Genomic DNA, 22,859 nt, shown 5'->3' on the forward strand with positions numbered 1-22,859 from the left:
CACAATTAAAAGAAGTTATTACATTTATACCAGGAAACGGCTTAACCCTGTTTGGTTAAGCCGTTTTTATTTGAGGGCCTTAATCTTAACGTATCGGTAATAGAGCATTTCACATAGTTAAAATACTATTATATTATTTTTGAGTCTTCAGTTAATTTTATAAAGCAGCATTAAGGAATGGGGAACAATGTAAATTTTACACGTTATTACTAATTATAGAAGTCGGATACCAATCAGATCGAAGAATGCAGCAGATCAACCAGTAGATGAATTTGTGAAATGTGCGCCAAGCTGCAATTTTTTTTGGCCGGATCGCTAAATCGTTTTATTACCATTTATTCATCAGCTATGCAAAACAGCTACTCATGGAAGCTTTGCTTCTTACTTGCCATGCTTTGTCTGTCAACAGGCACCCTGCTGGCCCAACGCGCCATCACTGGTAAGGTTACCAGTACCGCAGACAGCACAGGTCTGCCCGGCGTGACCATCACCTACCAGGGAGCGCCAGGCGGCGGCGTTACAGATGCTGCAGGCCGTTTCTCCTTACAGGTGCCTGCCGGTGTCAGGGCCTTAAGCTTTTCTTATGTAGGCTACCGCCAGCAGACCTTCACCATCGGAGACCAATCGAACATCAACATCACGCTTGAAGTGGCCAGCAAAGGCCTGAATGAAGTACTGGTGGTGGGTTATGGTACCCAGACCCGCCGCGATGTTACCGGTACGATCTCCTCCATCAAGGGCGCCGATATCAAAAACCTGCCCGTGAGCGATGCCGCCCAGGCCCTCCAGGGACGCGCCAGCGGTGTAGATATCGTACGTTCCGACGCTTCTCCCGGTACTACGCCCAGCATCCGTATTCGCGGTACGGGCACCATCAATAACGCAGAACCGCTGATCGTAATAGATGGTGTGCCCGCGCAAGGCATCAACGATGTGAACCCGAACGATATCGCCTCTATGGAAGTGCTGAAGGACGCGTCTTCTTCCGCCATCTATGGTACCCGCGCTGCCAACGGTGTGATCATCATTACCACCAAAAAAGGCAACTACGGTGAGAAATTACGCGCTTCTGCAAACGTATACCACGGCTTTACCAATGCCATCCGCACTATTCCCCTGCTCACAGCGCCCGAACTGGTGACCCTGAAGCAGGAACGTTATACCAACGACGGCGTGGCCGTTGATCCCATCTGGCAGGACCCGTACTATGCCACGCAGCGTACCGACTGGCAGGATGCCGTGTTCCGCTCCGGTAAGATCACCAATGCAGACGTGAACGTACGTGGTGGTAACCAAAGCTCTACCTATATGTTCAGCGCCGGTTACTATGATGAAAAAGGTATCGTGGAGAACAGCTATTTCAAAAGATACACCATACGCATCAACTCTGAGCATAAAATAGGCAAACGCCTGAAAGTAGGAGAGAACCTCCAGCTCACTTACAAAGAGAACTGGGGCTTTGATACCTATTCTTCGCAAACAGGCCTGCTTTTCAGCACCCTGCGTTTTAACCCCGCCATTCCCGTGCGCAACGACGATGGCAGCTATGGCTCTTCCAAAGCCAGCAACGAACTGGGGGATATCAACAACCCGGTATACACGCTGGAAACAAGCGACGGCTGGAATAAGAACTATCGCCTGCTGGGTAATGTATATGCTGAACTGGAGATCCTGGACGGTCTTACCCTGCGCGGTAACTACGGTTATGACGGTACCATCTACAACCAGTATAGCTTTGTGCCCAAGGTGCTGGATCAGACCCGTACCCGTGATCACGCAGAGCTCTGGAACCGCAGCGAAAGCAATAATTCTGAGCTGGGTGAGGTGTTCCTTACCTATAATAAACTGCTGGCACGCGATCACCGTGTAACCGTAACAGGTGGTTATTCCGTACAAACGCAGAAAGGTTATTTCTTCAGGGCAGAAGGCTGGGGCCTGAACGACGAAGCGCCTGAGCAACGTGTGCTGGACAACGTGAATGAATACCATGCTATCAACGGCAACTTCAACCCGCAGAGCGCACTGGCCTCCGGCTTCGTAAGGGGCTTTTATGGATATAAAGACAGGTACCTGCTCACCGCTACTTTCCGTGCGGATGGTTCCTCCCGCTTCCCGAAAGATAAGCGCTGGGGTTATTTCCCGGCCTTCTCACTGGGTTGGCGTTTGTCTGATGAGAGCTGGTTTAAAGATAAGGTTTCTCCCAAAGCTGTCAGCAGCGTGAAGCTCACCGGTGGCTGGGGCCAGCTGGGTAACCAGAACGTGGCCGACTTCCAGTACCTGGCGCCGATCAGCCGCGACAGGCGTTATTCTTTCGGCGGTAACCCGCTTACCGGTATCTGGGCTTCCCGCCTGGCTAACCCGGATATCACCTGGGAAAAGGCTGAAATGACCAACATCAGCCTGGAAGCAGGTTTCCTGGATAATAAACTGAACGCCGTTATTACCTGGTTCAATAAGAACACCCGCGACATGCTGGTGCCCGCGCCCGCGCTGGATGTGCATGGTACCTCCGGTATACCTGACCGTAACATCGGTGAGATGAACAACAAAGGCTGGGAAATTGAGCTGAACTACCAGGGTGGTAATAAGGATTTCAGCTATAACATAAGCGCCAACGCTTCCTTTATTAAGAACAGGGTGACCAGGCTGTATGAAGAAGGTAGCTACATCGGCTCTACCCTTTACGGCCGGCAGGGCGCGGAGATCTCCCGTACCTATGAAGGCCAGCCTATCGCTGCGTTCTATGGCTGGAAAACAGGCGGGATCTATCAGAACCAGGCACAGATCGACAATGATCCCAATATTGCCAACGACACCCGTAAATCGCAGATCAAGCCCGGAGATGTCATCTTTTTAGATGTTGCAGGTCCCGACGGCAAACGCGATGGTAAAATAGACGAGAATGACCGTACATACCTTGGCAGTCCCAACCCGGATGTAACCTACGGTATACAGGCAGGCGCCAGCTACAAAGGTTTTGACCTGAGCCTTTCTTTTGCAGGCGTAGCCGGCGTTAAGCTGTACAATGCAGACAGGATGCAGGGTACTGACCCGGCATATCCTTATAACATGTATGCGGAAATGATGGGCCGCTGGCACGGAGAAGGTACCAGCAATTCCATTCCCCGCATGACACTGAACAGCGCCAACCAGAACAACCGCGTATCTGACCGTTTTGTAGAAAGCGGCGCCTATTTCTCACTGAGGAATGTTTCACTGGGCTATACCATCCCCGCTGCTTTGTGGGGCCGTACAGGCATTTCTGATATGCGTGTATACGTAGCTGCACAGAACCTGTTCATCCTGACCGACTATACCGGCCTTACACCAATATTGGGTTATAATAACGGTACAAATGACGGTAACCGTCAGCGTGGTGTAGACGTAGCTGCCTACCCGCAGGCCAGGACCATCACTTTTGGTGCAACGCTTAATTTTTAATCTGCTAAACCATGATGAAGACTATGAAACGCAAGAGATATATACCTGCAATACTGGGCGGCGCACTGCTACTGTTTTCGGCCGGCTGTCACGTGCTGGATGTAGAGCCGAAGGGTAGCTATACCACCGGTAACTACTGGCGTAACCAGAGCGATGCACTGGACGGTATTACGGGCATCTACGAGGTGCTGCTGCAGGAAGATTATACCGGGTTCAACGAGTTTGTGTTTGATAACTGTTCTGACGACCAGGTAAGAGGTGGCGACCACGATTACGACCAGGTAATAGAGGAGTTCACCTACGATGCATCCACCTACTCCGTTAGGGTGGGCTGGAGATGGAAATATGAAGAGATCAGCCGCGCCAACAACGCGTTGATCTATATTCCCAAGATCACGGATATTGACCCTGCTGTCAAGAACCGCTGCCTGGGTGAAGCGCATTTCCTGAGAGCTTACGCCTACTGGCGCCTGATGCTGATCTATGGTGAAGTGCCCATTATCCGGGAAGAGAATGTACTGGCAGGCGATTACAATCAGCCCAAAGCCGGTCTCGATACCGTGCGTCAGTATATTGAGCAGGACCTGCTGGCCGCTGCCGACCTGCTGCCGGAAACCTATGCTTCAGGCGACAAAGGCCGTGTAAGCAAAGGAACTGCATGGGGCCTGCTCTGCAAGCTGTATATGTACTGGGAAAAACTGGACAAGGCCATTGAGTACGGTACCAAAGTAACTACCAATGCCAATTACGCGCTGGCCACTAACTATGTAGACAATTTCAACGCGGCCACCGGCAACAACTCTGAAATGCTTTTTGCAGTGCAGTCGGAGAACGGCTGGGGCTATACGGACTTCGTTACCTACCACGTACCCCGCGCCTGGGGCGGCTGGAGCTTTTTCTTCCCGGTGAAGAACCTGGTGGATGAGTATGAAACAGGCGATGCGCGTAAAGATGTGTCTATCATGAAACAGGGCGACCAGGTAGACATCGGCACCGAAGTGGTGACTTATGATCCGAGCCTGTCCAGCACCGGTTTCCACTACCGTAAGTTCTGCCGCTGGCTGAGCACCGGTGGTCTTGACTACTCTATGAAAACGCCGCTGCTGCGCTCTGCAGATGTGTACCTGCTGGTAGCAGAAGCCAAGATCCGCACAAGCGGTCCGGGCGCTGGCGATGCAGAGATCAATGCCGTACGTAAACGCGCAGGTTTGCCTAATTTAACAGGCGCTAACTTTGCCGCGCTGATGCACGAGCGCCGCGTGGAGCTGGCCGGCGAGAATGAGCGCCACCAGGACCTGATGCGCTGGGACAAAGTGAAGCTGGTAGATATTGTATCTTATTACAGCAAACCAAAATTATCTTATAACGGTACACAGGTAGCTGTAGGCGGAGCGCCGCGCACCTTTATACGTCCGAAGCATTATTATTTCCCTATACCGCAAACGGAGATAGATAAAAGCAAAGGAGTACTGGTTCAGAATCCAAATTACTAAAGAGCGGTGTTGATAAAAGGTGCCCTGTCCTTCCAAATGTTTGGGAGGCAGGGCTTTTTTATGCCGCTATACTTTAAGTGTCATTTGTACAACAATATGAATAGTCGTATATTGAATGCTGAACGCTTAAGGCCTAAAGCTGAACGCACGCATTCAGCGTTTTGCGTTCAGCATTAATACTAATTCCACAACTGATATGCGTATACAACTCTTCCTGCTGGCCGCTCTTGTTTCAACCGGCTTTATTGCATCCGCCCAGGCGCCGCAACGCCTCTCCGTACAGGTAAATAAACCGGGCGCACAGGTGTCGCCCGCTATGTGGGGCATCTTTTTCGAGGATATCAATTTTGCTGCAGACGGAGGCCTGTATGCGGAGCTGGTGAAGAACCGCTCCTTTGAGTTCAACGATCCGCTCATGGGTTGGGAGGAGATAAAAAAGGATAGTGGAAAAGGCGCCATACTGATCGTGAACCGTAAAGCGGAAAATGAAAATAATCCCCGTTACGCCCGCATCACGGTAGATGCCGCTATTGGCGCCTATGGTCTCAGCAATGAAGGCTTCAGGGGCATTGGTATAGAAAAGGGAAAGGCCTATAACTTTTCCATGTGGGCCAATGCGCCGCAGGGAACCGGTTTGCAGGGGCAGCTCCTGCTGCTGGACGAAAAAGGCCAGCAGATAGGCACAGCTTCCCTCAGCGGTTTTGGCGAGGGCTGGCGGCAGTATAAAGCATCGATCACAGCTGGCGCTACTGCGCCCAAGGCCCGCCTGCAGCTGCTGTTCTCGGGTAAGGGTACGATAGAAGTGGATATGGTATCCCTTTTCCCGGCCGCTACCTGGAAACAACGGCCTAATGGTCTGAGGGCAGACCTGGTACAGATGCTGGCCGACCTGAAACCCGGTTTTGTGCGCTTTCCCGGCGGCTGTATCGTAGAGGGCCGCGACCTGGCCAACCGTTACCAGTGGAAAAAGACCGTAGGCAAGCCGGAAGAGCGCAAGCTGATCATCAACCGGTGGAACACCGAATTTGCGCACAGGTCTGCCCCGGATTACTTCCAGAGCTTTGGCCTGGGCTTCTTTGAATATTTCCAGCTGGCAGAAGATATAGGCGCTGCACCGCTGCCCATCCTGAATTGCGGAATGGCCTGCCAGTTCAACACCCGCGAAGTGGTGGCCATGAATGAACTGGATCCTTACCTCCAGGATGCGCTGGACCTGATAGAGTTTGCCAATGGCGACGCCGGCACCAAATGGGGCGGACTGAGAGCAGCTATGGGACACCCGGCGCCCTTTAACCTGACGATGATAGGAGTAGGCAATGAACAATGGGACGAACAATACATAGAACGCTACCGGGTATTTGAAGCCACCCTGAAAGCAAAGCACCCGGAGATCAAACTGGTGTCCAGCGCAGGTCCCTTCTCCAAAGGGCCGCTGTTCGATTATCTCTGGAAAGAGCTGAAAACCAGCCAGGCCGATTTTATAGACGAGCATTACTACATGCCTCCCGAATGGTTCCTGAGCAATGCCTCCCGTTACGACCATTACGACAGGAGCCAGGGGCCTAAAATATTTGCCGGCGAATATGCTGCCCATACCAAGGAAGGTAAGGAGGCAGAAAGCCGTAATACCTGGGGCAGCGCACTGGCAGAGGCAGCTTTTATGACCGGCCTTGAACGCAATGCCGATATTGTAAGAATGGCTTCCTATGCGCCGCTTTTTGCCCATGTGGAAGCCTGGCAATGGCGTCCTGACCTCATCTGGTTTGATAACCTGCGCACCGTAGGTACGCCCAACTACTACGTACAGAAATTATTTGCCAACAATAAAGGCACACAGGTAGTGCCTGTGTTGTACAAGGGCGATATACCGGCCGGTAAAGACAGCCTGTACGCCAGCGCCGTAATAGACGAGCCTTCTAAAAAGCTGTTGCTGAAGATCGTTAACACTTCGGCCGCCCCTGTACAGCTCGAAATAGCCCTGGAAGGAGCAAGCGCAGCAAAAGGCCCCTTCGTCCAGCAGATCCTTTCCGCTGGTGACAAGGGAGATTTTAACACCCTGGAATCACCTCAAAAGATAGTGCCCGTTGAAAAGCAGCTGACTGCCGCGGGTAAAAAGCTAAATATTACTGCAGGCCCGGCATCATTGAATGTAGTGGCTATTCCGTATAGGTAAAGTCGTTAGTCGTAAGTTATTAGTTGTCAGTTGACAGTTGTCAGTTAATCAGTGAGTATACCGTTCGCATCGGTCACTGATAACTGGCAACTGTCAACTGACAACTTTTTTGTATTTTGGTGTTATGGAACCATTCAACCTGGACTTTGACCTGCATGGGCGGAACTACATCGTACCCGTTGCCCTGCATCATGAACAGGGGGGAACTTTCTACCGTGCCGCTGTTGATGATGACCACGCCATTGATTACTACCGGCAGCAAAACGGAGCGCTGAAACCGGAGGTTGCCAATGTGGTGGATCCCTCACTGATCAATGCCATCGCTACAAGAATACTTGAACATCTGCACCGTCCAAAATAACTGCAGATGCCTATCATATATCGCGTCACTTTTACGTTAACTATCCGGCTATAGGAAACCAGGTTTTAACATTTTATTTTTGTCCGAATTAGTAAACTATCAATCATTTACATCTGATTAACAATTAACCGGTGTAAATTGCAGAACTTGCGCAGGGGCTTGTATCCATATGAAGTAGAGAGTTTCATATGCATCAACTGGTAACCCGCCCTTTTCGCCCTTTTAACCAATACATATGTGGTGAAACAATGATGGAGAATAACGAATTGAAAAACTATCTCTTCTTGCTGGAGCTTGTTCGGGAAGAGGACATCGATACACTGGAATACTTATACCGCGGTGTACAGGAGCGTTATGAACAAGAGACAGAAAATACACCGGGAGACTTTGAAAAATATCTGCGGTATTACCCGGTAAGACTAAAGAACGCACAGCAGCTGGCCGCTTTGTGGCTGGCGCGTTACCCGCAATCCTATGCTGCACATCTCATCCTGGCCGCATGTATGCTGTTTGATGCCCATGCAAAGAGGGGATCCCTGCCGGTTTCAGCAGCATCCGTATATAGCCTTAAAAGCCTGAAAGAGGGAATGGACGGTGCAGCTGCATTGCTGGATGCCTCCATGGCGCTTTCAGCCAGGCCTTTTCATGCATGGCTCTACCTGGGATTCATGTACGCCGTAGACACCCGCTATGGCGATTCAACAGCGCTTTTCCTGGAAGACCTGGGTGTGGCCCATCGTATGCCGCTCTGGTACAAGAAAGCAGTGCAGTACGAGCCGGAGTCTGTGACGCTGCGTATAGGCATGATGGATGCCCTCCGGCAGGCGCAACCCACTACCTGGACCGACAGTATGCAGGCCTATGCCTACCTGCTGTACAGCGGTCTTCCTGCCGATGCCCGCAATGAGATACGGGCCGCTTACCGCGGGCACTATGCCAGGTACTGCCTTTATCACAGGCAGTCGCCGGCGGATGCCCTGCAGCATTTTGAGAGCATGTACCGTCTTTGCCCGCGCCTGGGCGCGCCCGCGCTCGGAGCTTATTACATGCATATCAATGAGCCGGAAAAAGCAAGGGACTACTTCCGCGAAGCCCTGAACTGGCAGCCGGAGAATGCCGCCCTGCTCTACGATTATGCCGGCGCCCTGGCCGCCGCAGATCCCCTGGACCCTAAGATACTGGTTTGCTACCGCAGGGCCGCCAGGTATGGCTATCCTGAAGCCTGGCTGCGCCTGGGCGATATCTACCGTAAAGGGCTGTACGGACAGGATAAACATCCCGGCAAAGCACTCAACTATTATCATATCGCCCTGCGCGAAGGAAACCTGGAAGCAGGAGAACAGCTGATCCACCTCTATTGGCAGGGGGATCCTGCATTTCCTTCCCTGAAGAACCGTGATAAAGCCATGCGCATCATGAAAGAAATAGCGCAGGAAGGCAGCGGATGGGCATGCGCCCGCCTGGCCGAGCTGGAGCTGGAGGCGCGTACACGCGACCATGACTATAGCATGGCCACGCATTATATTAACCTGGGTATACACTATGGCAGTATGCATTGCTACTACCTGGTGGGGAAACGGATCTACGAAGGCCGCCTGCTATGGAGAAGCGTCCATATCGTGCCCGGGCATTTTTTTAAACCTAACCGCGACGACAGGAAGATGGCGCTGGACTATCTCCTGAAAAGCGCTTCCCTGGGCTATGTGAAAGCCATGGCCTGCCTGGCCCGTTATTTTGATAAAGGCTACGAGGAAGACAGGGATCCCGAAGCGGCTGCCGACTGGTACTGCAGAACTGCCGACCTGGATCTCCAGGATGAGGAAGGCTGCTGCTACGCCGCTTTTAAGGCCGTTTTCTACGGCGAATATAAAAGCCGCAACCTGAAAGCCGCCGCCCGATACCTGCACCAGGGCGCGGCCATTAATGGTTCCGAATGCCAGTACCGGCTTGCCTATGAATTGCTGAAAGGCACTTTTGCCTATGATAAGACCGGACAATTACTCCCTCACCTGGGCGGCGCTACGCAGTATAATATTCGTATAGCCCTGGACCTATACGAAAAGGCGGCTACAGCCGGTCACGTGGAAGCTATGTACTACCTGGCGGAATTCTATGAAAAGAATGCCGTGAGCAAAGCCGATCACCTCAAAGCATTCCTCTATTTCCTGCTGGCCGCCGAGGCTGGCAAAACCGTTGCGCAAAAAGAAGTAGGCTGCTATTATCTCAATGGCCTGGCCGTAGAAAAAAATGAAACCTATGCACGGTTCTGGCTCAGTATGGCCGCTGACAGCGGAGAGCCGGCGGCCAGGGCCCTCCTTGAAAAAGTAGCTGGTAGTGCTGAAAAATAATCAGGTAAGATGATGTAAATACTAAGGTCAGTATTGACTGTTATGATACTATTTTGATCCGGGAACCACCCCTCCGGATACGTTTAAGCTCCAATAGACTGCAATATAATTACAGCAACTTCGCCGTAATAGCCATCTGTAGCGCCATTAGCCCCCTTTATTGGTCAATTTTAGCTATATTTTCCCAAACAAAATTTCTTCCTATGGCACTCATTCAACGCTCAGTGAGCACTCCGGAACTCTATTGCCCTTTCCCAACCAACTTGAACCCTCAGGTAACCCTGGCAGACGAACATACTGCAGAATGGGTGAAGAAATTTGACCTTGTCCGGTCAGATGAGGTATTTCAGCATTACCGGGAACAGAAATTCACGTGGATGGTTGCACGAATGTTCCCCTCAGCCGACTTTGAGGCGCTGTGTATAGCAGCAGACCTCAACACGCTTTTATTTGTGCTGGACGACCAGTACGATGAAGCCGATGCCGACACCGAAGACGTGCGGAAAAAAGAGAACTTTGAAATGTTCCTGGAACAGGTACGCAGCATCCTGCAGGATCATGAAAGGAAAACCCTGTCGCAACATGGCCCGGCCCTGGCGGCTATCAGCGATTTCTGGGAACGGATCTGCAGCCGCAGTACGCCCGCCTGGCAGCTCAGGTTTGCAGAGAGTATGAAAAGGGCCTTTGTGGCCAACCTCTGGAGAATAGAGCTGGTAAAGCAAAACCGCCTGCCCGCGGTAGCAGAGTACATGCAGTTCAGGCAGCAGTTTGGCGGCGCCAACTTTTTTGCCGACCTGGTGGAGGTGATGGAAAATATCAGCCTGCCCGATGAAGTGATCTGGCACAACACTATCCAGACCATGATCACCCTTTGCTCAGACACGATCTGTTACGCGAACGACCTGTTCTCCTACAAAAAGGAGCTGTTGCAGGGCGACGAAATGAACCTCGTGATGTTATTGAAACGACACGAAGGCCTGAGCCTGGAAGACGCTGTTTTCAAGGCTACAGCTATTCACGATGACAAGGTGAAACAATTTGTTCAGCTGGCCGGGCAACTACCTTCCTTCTCAAAGGAAACCGATGCTGAACTGCGGCGTTTTGTGAACGCCCTGGCGGTGATGATGCGCGGTAACATCGACTGGAGCCGCATGGACACGGCCCGTTATCAGAAAGCCTGAGCCGGCGGCTGGATAGCCTTGTTACCGGTATTGATAGCAATGGGGGAAGAAAGGTATTTGCGCATGATTTCGCTCAGCGTCTTGAAATCGACAGGTTTGAGCAGGTATTCATTAGCGCCGGCCATGAGCAGTTCTTCATCTTCTCCCATATAGCTATCCCCGGAGATCACGATGATGGGCAGGTGTTGCAGGCGGGGATGCTGCCGGATGTATTCAATGGTAGCTTTGCCGCTCATTTCAGGCATGTGAGAATCAAGGATCACCAGGTCCAGCGCTTCTTTCTGCGCGATCACTACGCCTGCGGCGCCGTTATCTGCCAGGAAGGTGGTACAGCCGGTGCGTTCCAGGAATTTGGCCAGGTACACCTGGCTCATCTGGTTATCTTCACAGATCAGTACCCGTTTGCCGCTAAAGTCGGCTGCTGCCGGTTTCTGTTGGGCAGCGGCTGCTTCTTCCTGCCCGGTGGTCAGCGGTATATGTATGGTGAAGGTAGAACCTTCCTTTTGTGAGCTTTGTACGGAGATCTGTCCGCCCAGCAGCTCAGTAAAATGCCGGGTAATGAAAAGTCCGAGACCGGTTCCTTCGATCAGGTTGCTCTTTTCGGTTTCAAAAGGATCAAAAAGGGTTTTAAGCTTTTCGTCTTTGATACCCTTGCCCTGGTCTTTCACGGCGATATACAGGAGATCATCCTTTGCATAGGCCCGCAGGGTAACCCGGCTTTTGGGAACGGTGAATTTGATGGCGTTTACCAGCAGGTTGCCTACCACTTTGGTAAGCTTGGCTTTATCGCTCAGGATGATTTGCGGCAGTTTGTCATGGAATTCCGTTACAATGCTCACCTGTTTACGGTTAGCCGTGTACTGGTGTACTTTGGAGAGATTGGTCAGGAACTGTTTAATATTGAAAGATTCGTTGTCTATATCGTTGATCTTGCCGGCTTCTATTCTTGACATATCCAGCACGTTGGTCACCTCCTGCATAGCGGTATGGCTGGCGGTGTAAAGGTCTTCTGCCAGCGGCCGCAGCGATGGGTTTTCCTCCACATCATCGTTGAGCAGCAGAGTCTGGCTGATTTCGTGTATAGCGTTCAGGGGACCTTTCAGCTCATGATTGGTGACGCGGATGAAAAAGTTCTTGGAGATATTGGCGGCTTCCAGCGCTGCTGCCTGGCGTTTGAGGTCATTCAGCAGGTCTTCGTTCTTTTTCTTGTAGAGCCATATCACCAGGATGTCGAGTATAATAAGCCCCGGGCGGGCGCCAAAGCGCAGCAGATCCTGTTCGGTGTTGTTGCGCAGCAGGGCGGAAATAAAAGGGTGTGCGTCATTAAGCTGGCATACCAGGACGGTAAGCAGGGTAATAACGATCCCTGCAATACGGTGTTTATCTTTATTAAAGAACAGGAGGGAGGCGCCAAACAAAAAGATGGACGCCAGCCACACTTCTATGATCGCTGCCAGTATACCGCTGTAATAGATGAGAGAGGCGTTGATGGTAAGAATAACGCCGTAGGCGGCGGCAACATGTTGTTTCCTTTTGTTTAGCCGGATCATGCACAGGAAGGAAAGGGCCTCCAGTGCAGCGGCGATCAGTACCTGCAGCTCGCCGGTGAGGAAATAAAATATTACTCCGAATATGCAAACCAGGTTAAGGGCAACAAGGCTGAACGAGTTAACGGCGATGATGGATTTTTCTGAAGCCTGGTCTTCGTTTTCCGCTCCGGTCCGTAAGATCTTGTTAATTGAAGTCATCATAAGGGGTAGTGTTAGTAATTACTGTGTAACCAGTCAAGGGTGTTCATAAATATGGTTATTATATATATGGTTATTGAGTGCTGATTTATTTGATTGCTAAGCAGTTAGCATACTTCCCGCTCCCAGAAACAGTGCACTTTAGCCCCGTCAAAATAAGCATTTTTTAACAATCTGCAAAATGATCATGGTCAGGGTTCTCCCGCGCCGGTGGCAGGTATGATGCTTGCGGAAGGATGTGAAAGGCGATTTATTATTGTTTAACCTGTAAAACAGATCAGTATGTCACATCAGCAGTATCAGCAGTGTATTGAAGCCTGCCAGGCATGTGCTACGGAATGTTACCATTGTGCGATGGCGTGCCTGCAGGAAGAGCAGGTAGAGACGCTCCGGACCTGCATCCAGCTTGATCTCGAATGTGCGGCCATCTGCAGCGCTTCCGCGCAGGTAATGAGCATGGGCGGACGCTCCAGTGAGCAGCTTTGCCGTATTTGCGCGGATATTTGCCATGCATGTGCGGAAGAGTGCGAAAAGCACGCTGCTATGGGTATGGAGCACTGTAGAAAATGTGCCGAAATGTGTAGGAAATGTGCGGCTGCCTGTGAAGAAATGGCCGCTGTAGGTCACTAAAGGCATCAGACCGGAGGTACATGCAAGAACCTTCTACGAGAGGCGGGAATTCTCCCGCCTTCTCTTTACTGATTCTCGTCAGTAACACGAAAGTTATGCTGTTGCAACAAGGTGCTGAATGAAAAGCGATATATCTTTGTGTACCATAAGAAAGGAATACACCTAAACCCTCAGAGAGTCATGAATCATTAGTAGCAACCAGATTTAGCAGACATATCCTAACTAGACAAAAGCAGATTTAATTTCGAGTACAACTTTTGTTCGGGCTACACCTACACTGGTTTTTCTCTTCGATCAGTACATCGTGAGAGGCCCTATTTCCAGCAATAGCAGCAGGTTTGCGGCTATGCATGCCATATATCTATGAGACCGGATCACATTATAAAGCAGTTACTGACTGCCATCTTAGTGTTTTGTTCATGTACGGTATTCGGCCAGATGCCAACCAGCCCCTGCGGCCCAAGCGGAGGCAAGCGGGCCGACGTATTGGGCGTGGACGCGAAATACAGCTCTCCTGGGAGCAGCGCGCCGGTATTCAATATTCCTGCTGGCACAAAATCCATATCAATATACATATCATCCGAGACAGGGATCACTTCCGGGGGAAACGATTATGCGCAGGGGGATGAGGATTTCATTACTATCAATGCCATCATCGATATTGCCTCCGGAACCTCGTCCGGTTACGTAAACTACGCCAAGAATACCAATACCGACGGTTCAGGCACGAACGTATATGGATGGCAGCATGTAGCCCTGGGCGCCTTTATTCCCACTGCCAGCAAGGTGGGTGATGCTACGCCCGACCTGAACAATGTAAATTTTTCCATCTCCGGCTCATCACTGACCATTACGCAAAGTCAGACCGGTATACATTCCTCGTATTATGTACAATACCTGTCGCCTTACAGTAACTCATTGAACCTCCTGGATCCGCAGGTGAAAGCCTTGTTGCATGGAACAGGCGCTTCCAACACGGATCTTGTAGTGCCCATTCCCAGCGGCGCCGATGTGATCTTCCTTTCAGGAAAAGGCACCAACTCCAGTTATGCGGATCTGAATACTTCTGATGGTACAGAGGAAGGTTATTCCAACCTGCGGTTCACTATTGATCTCAACAGTGGTTTAATGAACGGCTTTGTAACGCTTGCCAACGGTGGCTCCGCTAACAGGCGCTCTACCTATGCGGTCCGTAATCTCAGTGCTGCTTATAACGGCCAGCTGTTAAGCTCGGGTGCAGTCAACGGCGACTACAGCGGTAAGTCTGCCAACCAGGGAGCTGTTGGCATTTACAATCCCCGTATATACGTGTCCGGATCTAACCTCGTCATTAAGCGAGACGCCAGTTACGCGCGGGACTTTGACGATGCTTATGTAATGGAATTTTACAAGCGTACCGGCCAGGGGATGAGCGCGGAATTCGTTAGTTCGGATATCAAAACAATTCCCAAAGGGCAGAGCTCCTTTACAGGTGTTACGCGCACCTTTATCATACCGCCGGGCACTAACGCCCTTTATTTCAATGAAACCGGCAATGCGGTGAACGTAACCCGTGAAAGCAATGAAAACTCCCTCGAAGCATATGCCTATATCGATCTGACCACAGAAACTGCCACCGGGTATTTTTACCAGCAGGTGGGTTTGTCTGAAGAGACGCGGAGGGATGACAACTATGCATTTAAAGGGGTGCCGCTGAATAACAGCAGTACCCGCTCCCACGCCAATACGGTAGGTTTTAAAGGACCGTATAATTATGACATTTCCTTTTCCCTTTCAGCAGATAAAAGCCAGCTGACGGTCACCAATAAAACAGGTCTGGCCAATCCTGATTACCAGATCCTGTTGTCTGCAGATTACTATGGCGCTAAGCCGGATATTGCTTTCAATCCCTCCGGCATTAGTTTCAGCAAGGTGTCGTCCCAGGTGGTAAAGGCAACCCTCGCGGTCTGCAATCCCGGGTCAGGCAACAGTAATGGCGGGATGCCTGTTGCTTTCTATCACGGTGATCCTACAGTGGACCCGGCTGCTAAGCTGCTCTATGTAAGCACTTTCCCGGAAGACATTCAGGCAGGGGAGTGTAAGAATTTCAGTTTTGATGTGGACCTGACGGGCTTCAGTAATTTGAATATTGACCTGAGCATCGTTATTAATGATGATGGTAGTTTTGTACCGGGTGGTGTTGGTCATACCGTTGGTACGCCGTTCACTTTAACGGCGTTGGCGACCCAGCATAGCACTTACCAGGAATGTTATTACGGGAACAACCTTATCACTAAATCGATCGCTGTAAACAATGCCCCTGTTGGCACGGGAGATACTAAAACCACGCCGGAGAATACGCCTGTGAGTGGTGCTGTAACGGGTACAGATGCGGACGGGGATGTACTTACATTCACTAAGGCCAGTGATCCGGCGCATGGCGCCGTGGTGGTGAACGCCAACGGGACTTATACGTACACGCCACACGCGAATTATAATGGTTCGGATAATTTTACGGTAACGATCGCCGATGGTAAAGGCGAGCAGGTTACCGTGACAGCGAATATCCAGGTAACGCCGGTAAATGATCCGCCAACAGGTATGGGGGATGCCAGGACAACTCCGGAGGAGACACCGGTGAGTGGGTTTGTAACGGGTGCGGATGGGGATGGAGATGCGCTTTCATTTGCCAAGGCGTCTGATCCGGCTCATGGAAGTGTTGTAGTAAATAGTAATGGGAGTTATACTTATACTCCTAATGCGAAATATAATGGCGGGGATAATTTTACGATTAGTATTTCGGATGGTAACGGAGGTTTAACTACAGTAACAGTAGATATTATCGTAACACCTGTAAATGAGGCGCCTGTTGGTGCGGGTGATTCTAAAACCACTCCTGAGAATATCCCGGTAAGTGGGACTGTAACGGGTATGGACGGAGATGGTGATCAGTTGACTTTTGTCAAGGCTACTGATCCTGCCCATGGTAGTGTTATCGTAAATGCTAATGGTAATTATACTTATACTCCGAATGATAAGTATAACGGCTCGGATAACTTTACCATCTTTATCTCGGATGGCAACGGCGGTTCAACCACAGTAGCCGTAGATATTATCGTAACACCTGTAAATGAGGTGCCTTTAGGTACTGGTGACTCTAAAATAACTCCTGAAAATACTCCTGTAAGTGGCACTGTAACGGGTACAGATGGGGATGGAGATCAGCTGACTTTTGCCAAAGCAACTGATCCTGCCCATGGTAGCGTTATTGTGAGTAGCGATGGGAATTATTCCTATACGCCCAGCAATAAGTATAACGGGTCGGATAACTTTACCATCTCTATCTCCGATGGTAATGGAGGTTCAACTACTGTAACAGTAGATATTATCGTGACACCTGTAAATGAGGTGCCTGTTGGTACAGGAGATTCCAAGACAACTCCCGAGAACACCCCAGTAAGCGGCACTGTAACAGGCACAGATGGAGATGGTGATCAACTGACTTTTGCAAAGGCAACTGATCCCGCCCATGGTAGCGTTATTGTGAGTAGCGATGGAAGTTATACCTATACGCCCAGCAATAAGTATAACGGCTCGGATGATTTTACAATTAGTATTTCAGATGGTAACGGAGGTACTACTACAGTAACAGTAGATATTATCGTAACTCCTGTAAATGAGGCGCCTGTTGGTACTGGTGACTCTAAAACCACTCCTGAGAATACCCCGGTAAGTGGGACCGTAACGGGCACAGATGGGGATGGTGACCAGCTGACGTTTGCCAAGGCCACTGATCCTGCCCATGGTAGCGTTATTGTGAGTAGCGATGGAAGTTATACCTATACGCCCAGCAATAAGTATAACGGCTCGGATAATTTTACAATTAATATTTCGGATGGCAACGGCGGTTCTACTACAGTAACAATAGATATTATCGTAACACCTGTAAATGAGGCGCCTGTTGGTACAGGTGACTCTAAAACCACTCCTGAAAATACCCCTATAAGTGGCACTGTAACCGGTACAGATGGGGATGGTGACCAGCTGACGTTTGCCAAGGCTACTGATCCGGTTCATGGTAGTATTGTGGTAGATGGTAATGGTAATTACACTTATACTCCGAATGATAAGTATAACGGCTCGGATAAATTTACAATTAATATTTCGGATGGCAACGGCGGTTCTACTACAGTAACAGTAGATATTATCGTAACACCTGTAAATGAGGCGCCTGTTGGTACAGGTGACTCTAAAACCACTCCTGAAAATACCCCTATAAGTGGCACTGTAACCGGTACAGATGGGGATGGTGACCAGCTGACGTTTGCCAAGGCTACTGATCCGGTTCATGGTAGCATTGTGGTAGATGGTAATGGTAATTACACTTATACTCCGAATGATAAATATAACGGCTCGGATAATTTTACAATTAGTATCTCCGATGGTAACGGCGGTTCTACTACGGTAACAGTAGATATTATCGTAACACCGGTAAATGAGGCGCCTGTTGGTACAGGAGATTCCAAAACGACTCCCGAGAATACTCCTGTAAGTGGCACTGTAACGGGTACAGATGGGGATGGTGATCAGTTGACGTTTGCCAAAGCCACTGACCCGGTTCATGGTACTGTTGTCGTAGATGGTAATGGTAATTACACTTATACCCCGAATGATAAATATAACGGCTCGGATAATTTCACAGTTAGTCTTTCGGATGGCAACGGCGGTTCAACCACTGTAGCCGTAGATATTATTGTGACGCCTGTAAATGAGGCGCCTGTTGGTACAGGAGATTCCAAAACGACTCCCGAGAATACTCCTGTAAGTGGAACTGTAACAGGTATAGATGGCGACAGCGATCAGTTGACGTTTGCTAAGGCTACTGAGCCTGCCCACGGTAGTGTTATTGTGAGTAGCGATGGGAATTATTCCTATACGCCCAGCAATAAGTATAACGGCTCGGATAACTTTACCATCTCTATCTCCGATGGTAATGGAGGTTCTACCACAGTAACAGTAGATATTACCGTAACACCCGTAAATGAGGCGCCTGTTGGTGCCGGGGACTCCAAAACGACTCCCGAAAATACTCCTGTAAATGGAACTGTAACTGGTACAGATGGAGATGGTGATCAGCTGACTTTTGCGAAAGCCACTGATCCTGCCCATGGTAGCCTTATTGTGAGTAGCGATGGAAATTATACCTATACGCCTAATAATAAGTATAACGGCTCGGATAACTTTACCGTCTCTATCTCAGATGGTAACGGAGGTTCTACTACAGTAACAGTAGATATTATCGTAACACCTGTAAATGAGGCGCCTGTTGGTGCGGGTGATTCTAAAACCACTCCTGAGAATATCCCAGTAAGCGGCTCTGTAACAGGCACAGACGGGGATGGTGACCAGCTGACGTTTGCCAAAGCGACTGATCCTGAACACGGTAGTGTTATTGTGAATAGCGATGGAAGTTATACCTATACGCCCAGCAATAAGTATAACGGCTCGGATAATTTTACAATTAGTGTTTCGGATGGCAACGGCGGTTCTACTACAGTAACAGTAGATATTATCGTAACACCTGTAAATGAGGCCCCTGTTGGTGCCGGTGACTCCAAAACGACTCCCGAAAATACTCCTGTAAATGGAACTGTAACTGGTACAGATGGAGATGGTGATCAGCTGACTTTTGCGAAAGCTACTGATCCTGCCCATGGTAGCGTTATTGTGAGTAGCGATGGAAGTTATACCTATACGCCCAGCAATAAGTATAACGGCTCGGATAATTTTTCAATTAATATTTCAGATGGTAACGGAGGTTCTACTACAGTAACAGTAGATATTATCGTAACACCTGTAAATGAGGCGCCTGTTGGTACAGGAGATTCCAAGACAACTCCTGAGAATACCCCGGTAAGTGGAACAGTAACGGGCACAGATGGGGATGGCGACCAGCTGACGTTTGCCAAAGCGACCGATCCTGCCCATGGTAATGTTATTGTGAGTAGCGATGGAAGCTATACCTACACGCCCAGCAATAAGTATAACGGCTTGGAGAACTTTACCATCTCTATCTCCGATGGTAACGGCGGTTCTACTACAGTAACAGTAGATATTATCGTAACACCTGTAAATGAGGCACCTGTTGGTACTGGTGACTCTAAAAGCACTCCTGAGAATACCCCGGTAAGTGGGACCGTAACGGGCACAGATGGGGATGGTGATCAGCTGACTTTTGCAAAAGCCACTGATCCGGTTCATGGTAGTGTTGTGGTAGATGGTAATGGTAATTACACTTATACCCCGAATGATAAATATAACGGTTCGGATAATTTCACAGTTAGTCTTTCGGATGGCAACGGCGGTTCAACCACTGTAGCCGTAGATATTATTGTGACGCCTGTAAATGAGGCGCCTGTTGGTACAGGAGATTCCAAAACGACTCCCGAGAATACTCCAGTAAGTGGAACTGTAACAGGTATAGATGGCGACGGCGATCAGTTGACGTTTGCTAAGGCTACTGAGCCTGCCCACGGTAGTGTTATTGTGAGTAGCGATGGAAGTTATACCTATACGCCCAGCAATAAATATAACGGTTCGGATAATTTCACAGTTAGTCTTTCGGATGGCAACGGAGGTTCAACCACAGTAACCGTAGATATTATTGTGACACCTGTAAATGAGGCGCCTGTTGGTACAGGAGATTCCAAAACGACTCCCGAGAATACTCCAGTAAGTGGAACCGTAACGGGCACAGATGGCGATGGTGACCAGCTGACGTTTGCCAAAGCGACTGATCCTGCCCACGGTAGTGTTGTTGTGAATAGAGATGGAAATTATACCTATACGCCCAGCAATAAGTATAACGGCTCGGATAATTTTACCATCTCTATCTCAGATGGTAACAGCGGTTCTACTACAGTAACAGTAGATATTATCGTAACACCTGTAAATGAGGTGCCTGTTGGTACCGGTGACTCTAAAACCACTCCTGAGAATACCCCGATAAGTGGAACAGTAACCGGTACAGATGGGGATGGCGACCAGCTGACGTTTGCTAAGGCTACTGATCCTGCCCATGGTAGTGTTACTGTGAGTAGCGATGGAAGTTATACCTATACGCCCAGCAATAAGTATAATGGTGCGGATAACTTTACGATTAGTCTTTCCGATGGTAGCGGCGGTTCAACTACAGTAACAGTAGATATTATCGTAACACCTGTAAATGAGGTGCCTGTTGGTACTGGTGATTCCAAAACCACTCCTGAAAATACTCCCGTAAGTGGAACGGTAACTGGCACAGATGGAGATGGCCATCAGTTGACTTTTGCCAAGGCTACTGATCCGGTTCATGGTAGTGTTGTGGTAGATGGTAATGGTAATTACACTTATACTCCGAATAATGAATATAACGGCTCGGATAATTTTATAGTTAGTATTTCGGATGGTAACGGAGGTACTATTACTGTAACAGTGGATATTATCGTAACACCTGTAAATGAGGTGCCTTTAGGTATTGGTGACTCTAAAACAACTCCTGAGAATACCCCGGTAAGTGGGACTGTAACTGGTACAGATGGCGACGGCGATCAGCTGACGTTTGCCAAATCCACTGATCCGGCTCATGGTAGTGTTACTGTGAGTAGCGATGGAAATTACACCTATACGCCCAGCAACAAATATAACGGATCGGATAATTTTGCAATTAATATTTCTGATGGTAACGGAGGTTTTACTACTGTAACCGTTGATATTATCGTAACTCCTGTCAATGAACCGCCTACCGCTAATGACGATTTCAAAACAATGCCTGAGAATACTTCCGTAAGTGGTACAATAGCAGGTGTTGATGCGGATGGTGATGCACTAACTTTTACGAAGATTACGAACCCAGCCCACGGCACCGCTCTTGTTGCTGCTGATGGTACATATACTTACACACCAGAGGCCAATTACAATGGCCCTGATTATTTTACTGTTGATATTAGCGATGGTAACGGTGGTAGTGTGCTGGTAAAAGTAGTTTTGACGGTAACGCCTGTAAATGCCGCACCTACTGGTATCGGTGATTCTAAAAGCACCCCTGAAAACACTCCGGTAAATGGAAATGTAACGGGCACAGATGGAGATGGCGATAAGCTTACATTCACCAAAGCCACTGATCCTGCTCATGGTACTGTTATCGTGAATTCTGATGGCAACTATACCTACACGCCCAATAATAAATATAATGGCTTAGACAACTTTACGATCACCATCTCCGACAACAATGGCGGTACTGATACTGTCACTGTAAATATCATAGTAACACCTGTCAACGCCCCGCCCACCGGTACCGGCGATACCAGAACCACCAACGAAAACACCCCTGTCAGCGGCACTGTCAGTGGCATTGACCCCGATGGCGACCCGCTCAGCTTCAGCCAGGCCAGCAACCCTGCACATGGTACTATCACCCTGAACAGCGACGGCTCCTATATCTACACGCCTAACGACAATTACAGCGGTCCGGATAACTTTACCATCACCCTCAGCGATGGCAAAGGCGGAATCACCACTGTCACCGTAACGATCACGGTGATTCCCCTTAACCTTAGCGCCGGTATTGCCCTGGTGAAAACCGGTATCCTGCGTTCAGATGATGTAAGCATTACCTACGCGTTCACTATCACCAATACCGGCCAGGCTACTTTATACAACGTAAACCTGAGCGACTCGATGCTGGGGCTCAGCAAAACGCTGCCTGCCGAGCTCAAACCGGGAGCATCCGCTAATATAACCGCGATATATAAACTCACACAAGCAGACCGCGACAAAGGCATTGTTCTTAACACCGCCACCGCCAAGGGCCAGACCATCAAGCATATCGAAGTATCGGATGTTTCCGGTACTGCCATGGATAACGATTATCCTACAAAAAATCTCGTGCCCAGGTCACCGGAAGCATTTGACGACGAGGCAGCTACCAAGGCAAACACCCCGGTAACCGTCGCTGTGCTTATTAATGATGATCCGGCGCATTCTTCCTTCAATACTGCCAGCGTCACTATTATGCGGCAGCCATTGCATGGAAAGGTGGACATTAACAACGATGGTACCGTCAACTATATACCTGATAACAGCTTCGGCGGAGACGACAACTTTGCCTACCAGGTGCAGGACAAAGACGGCTATCCCACCAACATCGCCACCGTAGTGCTGCACGTACAGCCCGGCGATCTTAAAATACCCACCTTGTTCACACCTAATGGCGACGGCAAGAACGATGTATTCGAAATACGCGGACTGCAGCAATACGCCGAGAATGAATTAGTGATCATCAACCGCTGGGGCAACGAAGTATATCGCCAGAAGAATTATCAGAATAACTGGAAAGGAGACGGGCTCAACGAAGGGACTTACTATTACTTATTACGTATCAGGAAAACCAATGGCTCCAACTGGGAGACCTTGAAAGGTTACACTACCCTGATCCGCGCATTTAAACAATAATCTATAATATCAG

Annotated in this window: 9 protein-coding genes; 8 read left to right on the forward strand and 1 reads right to left on the reverse strand. The window is 49.5% G+C overall.

The genetic code is table 11. The features are described 5' to 3' along the window. Positions 1 to 390 precede the first annotated feature (390 nt). The 6 genes from ACR9Y8_RS00625 to ACR9Y8_RS00650 all read left to right on the forward strand — a co-directional run bounded on the left by ACR9Y8_RS00625 (position 391) and on the right by ACR9Y8_RS00650 (position 10,997). On the forward strand, positions 391 to 3,441 hold the full coding sequence (locus ACR9Y8_RS00625; protein ID WP_481216204.1) for a SusC/RagA family TonB-linked outer membrane protein: 3,051 nt from the start codon (positions 391 to 393) through the stop codon (positions 3,439 to 3,441). 23 nt (positions 3,442 to 3,464) lie between these two features. Continuing rightward, positions 3,465 to 4,934 (forward strand): RagB/SusD family nutrient uptake outer membrane protein, encoded by a 1,470-nt coding sequence (locus ACR9Y8_RS00630; RefSeq protein WP_481211283.1) that lies wholly within the window; start codon positions 3,465 to 3,467, stop codon positions 4,932 to 4,934. A 196-nt stretch (positions 4,935 to 5,130) separates the two neighbouring features. After that, positions 5,131 to 7,107: an alpha-L-arabinofuranosidase C-terminal domain-containing protein gene (locus ACR9Y8_RS00635; protein ID WP_481211284.1), complete on the forward strand. Its 1,977-nt coding sequence runs from the start codon at positions 5,131 to 5,133 to the stop codon at positions 7,105 to 7,107. A gap of 124 nt (positions 7,108 to 7,231) precedes the next feature. After that, positions 7,232 to 7,468, forward strand: a complete 237-nt coding sequence (locus tag ACR9Y8_RS00640; protein WP_481211285.1) for a hypothetical protein — start codon at positions 7,232 to 7,234, stop codon at positions 7,466 to 7,468. 188 nt (positions 7,469 to 7,656) lie between these two features. After that, positions 7,657 to 9,816: a hypothetical protein gene (locus tag ACR9Y8_RS00645; protein ID WP_481211286.1), complete on the forward strand. Its 2,160-nt coding sequence runs from the start codon at positions 7,657 to 7,659 to the stop codon at positions 9,814 to 9,816. 203 nt (positions 9,817 to 10,019) lie between these two features. Continuing rightward, positions 10,020 to 10,997 (forward strand): terpene synthase family protein, encoded by a 978-nt coding sequence (locus tag ACR9Y8_RS00650; RefSeq protein WP_481211287.1) that lies wholly within the window; start codon positions 10,020 to 10,022, stop codon positions 10,995 to 10,997. Here the strand turns inward: ACR9Y8_RS00650 and ACR9Y8_RS00655 are convergent. Continuing rightward, entirely contained in the window at positions 10,985 to 12,748 is a 1,764-nt protein-coding gene (locus ACR9Y8_RS00655) for an ATP-binding response regulator (protein ID WP_481211288.1), read from the reverse strand. The genes ACR9Y8_RS00650 and ACR9Y8_RS00655 overlap by 13 nt on opposite strands. Positions 12,749 to 13,027: 279 nt before the next feature. Between ACR9Y8_RS00655 and ACR9Y8_RS00660 the strand changes: the two genes are divergently transcribed. Together ACR9Y8_RS00660 and ACR9Y8_RS00665 are read left to right on the forward strand one after the other, a co-directional pair. Then, positions 13,028 to 13,375 (forward strand): four-helix bundle copper-binding protein, encoded by a 348-nt coding sequence (locus tag ACR9Y8_RS00660; protein WP_481211289.1) that lies wholly within the window; start codon positions 13,028 to 13,030, stop codon positions 13,373 to 13,375. A 438-nt stretch (positions 13,376 to 13,813) separates the two neighbouring features. Then, positions 13,814 to 22,846 (forward strand): Ig-like domain-containing protein, encoded by a 9,033-nt coding sequence (locus tag ACR9Y8_RS00665; protein WP_481211290.1) that lies wholly within the window; start codon positions 13,814 to 13,816, stop codon positions 22,844 to 22,846. Positions 22,847 to 22,859 lie beyond the last annotated feature (13 nt).

The organism is Chitinophaga sp. SVR4-12A (assembly GCF_056754765.1).

Excerpts from the sequence above, each read along its gene's own strand:
- ACR9Y8_RS00655 (WP_481211288.1), bottom strand. The coding sequence starts at position 12,748 with ATGATGACTTCAATTAACAAGATCTTACGGACCGGAGCGGAAAACGAA.
- ACR9Y8_RS00640 (WP_481211285.1), top strand. The coding sequence starts at position 7,232 with ATGGAACCATTCAACCTGGACTTTGACCTGCATGGGCGGAACTACATC.
- ACR9Y8_RS00660 (WP_481211289.1), top strand. The coding sequence starts at position 13,028 with ATGTCACATCAGCAGTATCAGCAGTGTATTGAAGCCTGCCAGGCATGT.
- ACR9Y8_RS00665 (WP_481211290.1), top strand. The coding sequence starts at position 13,814 with ATGCCAACCAGCCCCTGCGGCCCAAGCGGAGGCAAGCGGGCCGACGTA.
- ACR9Y8_RS00650 (WP_481211287.1), top strand. The coding sequence starts at position 10,020 with ATGGCACTCATTCAACGCTCAGTGAGCACTCCGGAACTCTATTGCCCT.
- ACR9Y8_RS00635 (WP_481211284.1), top strand. The coding sequence starts at position 5,131 with ATGCGTATACAACTCTTCCTGCTGGCCGCTCTTGTTTCAACCGGCTTT.
- ACR9Y8_RS00625 (WP_481216204.1), top strand. The coding sequence starts at position 391 with ATGCTTTGTCTGTCAACAGGCACCCTGCTGGCCCAACGCGCCATCACT.
- ACR9Y8_RS00630 (WP_481211283.1), top strand. The coding sequence starts at position 3,465 with ATGAAACGCAAGAGATATATACCTGCAATACTGGGCGGCGCACTGCTA.
- ACR9Y8_RS00645 (WP_481211286.1), top strand. The coding sequence starts at position 7,657 with ATGCATCAACTGGTAACCCGCCCTTTTCGCCCTTTTAACCAATACATA.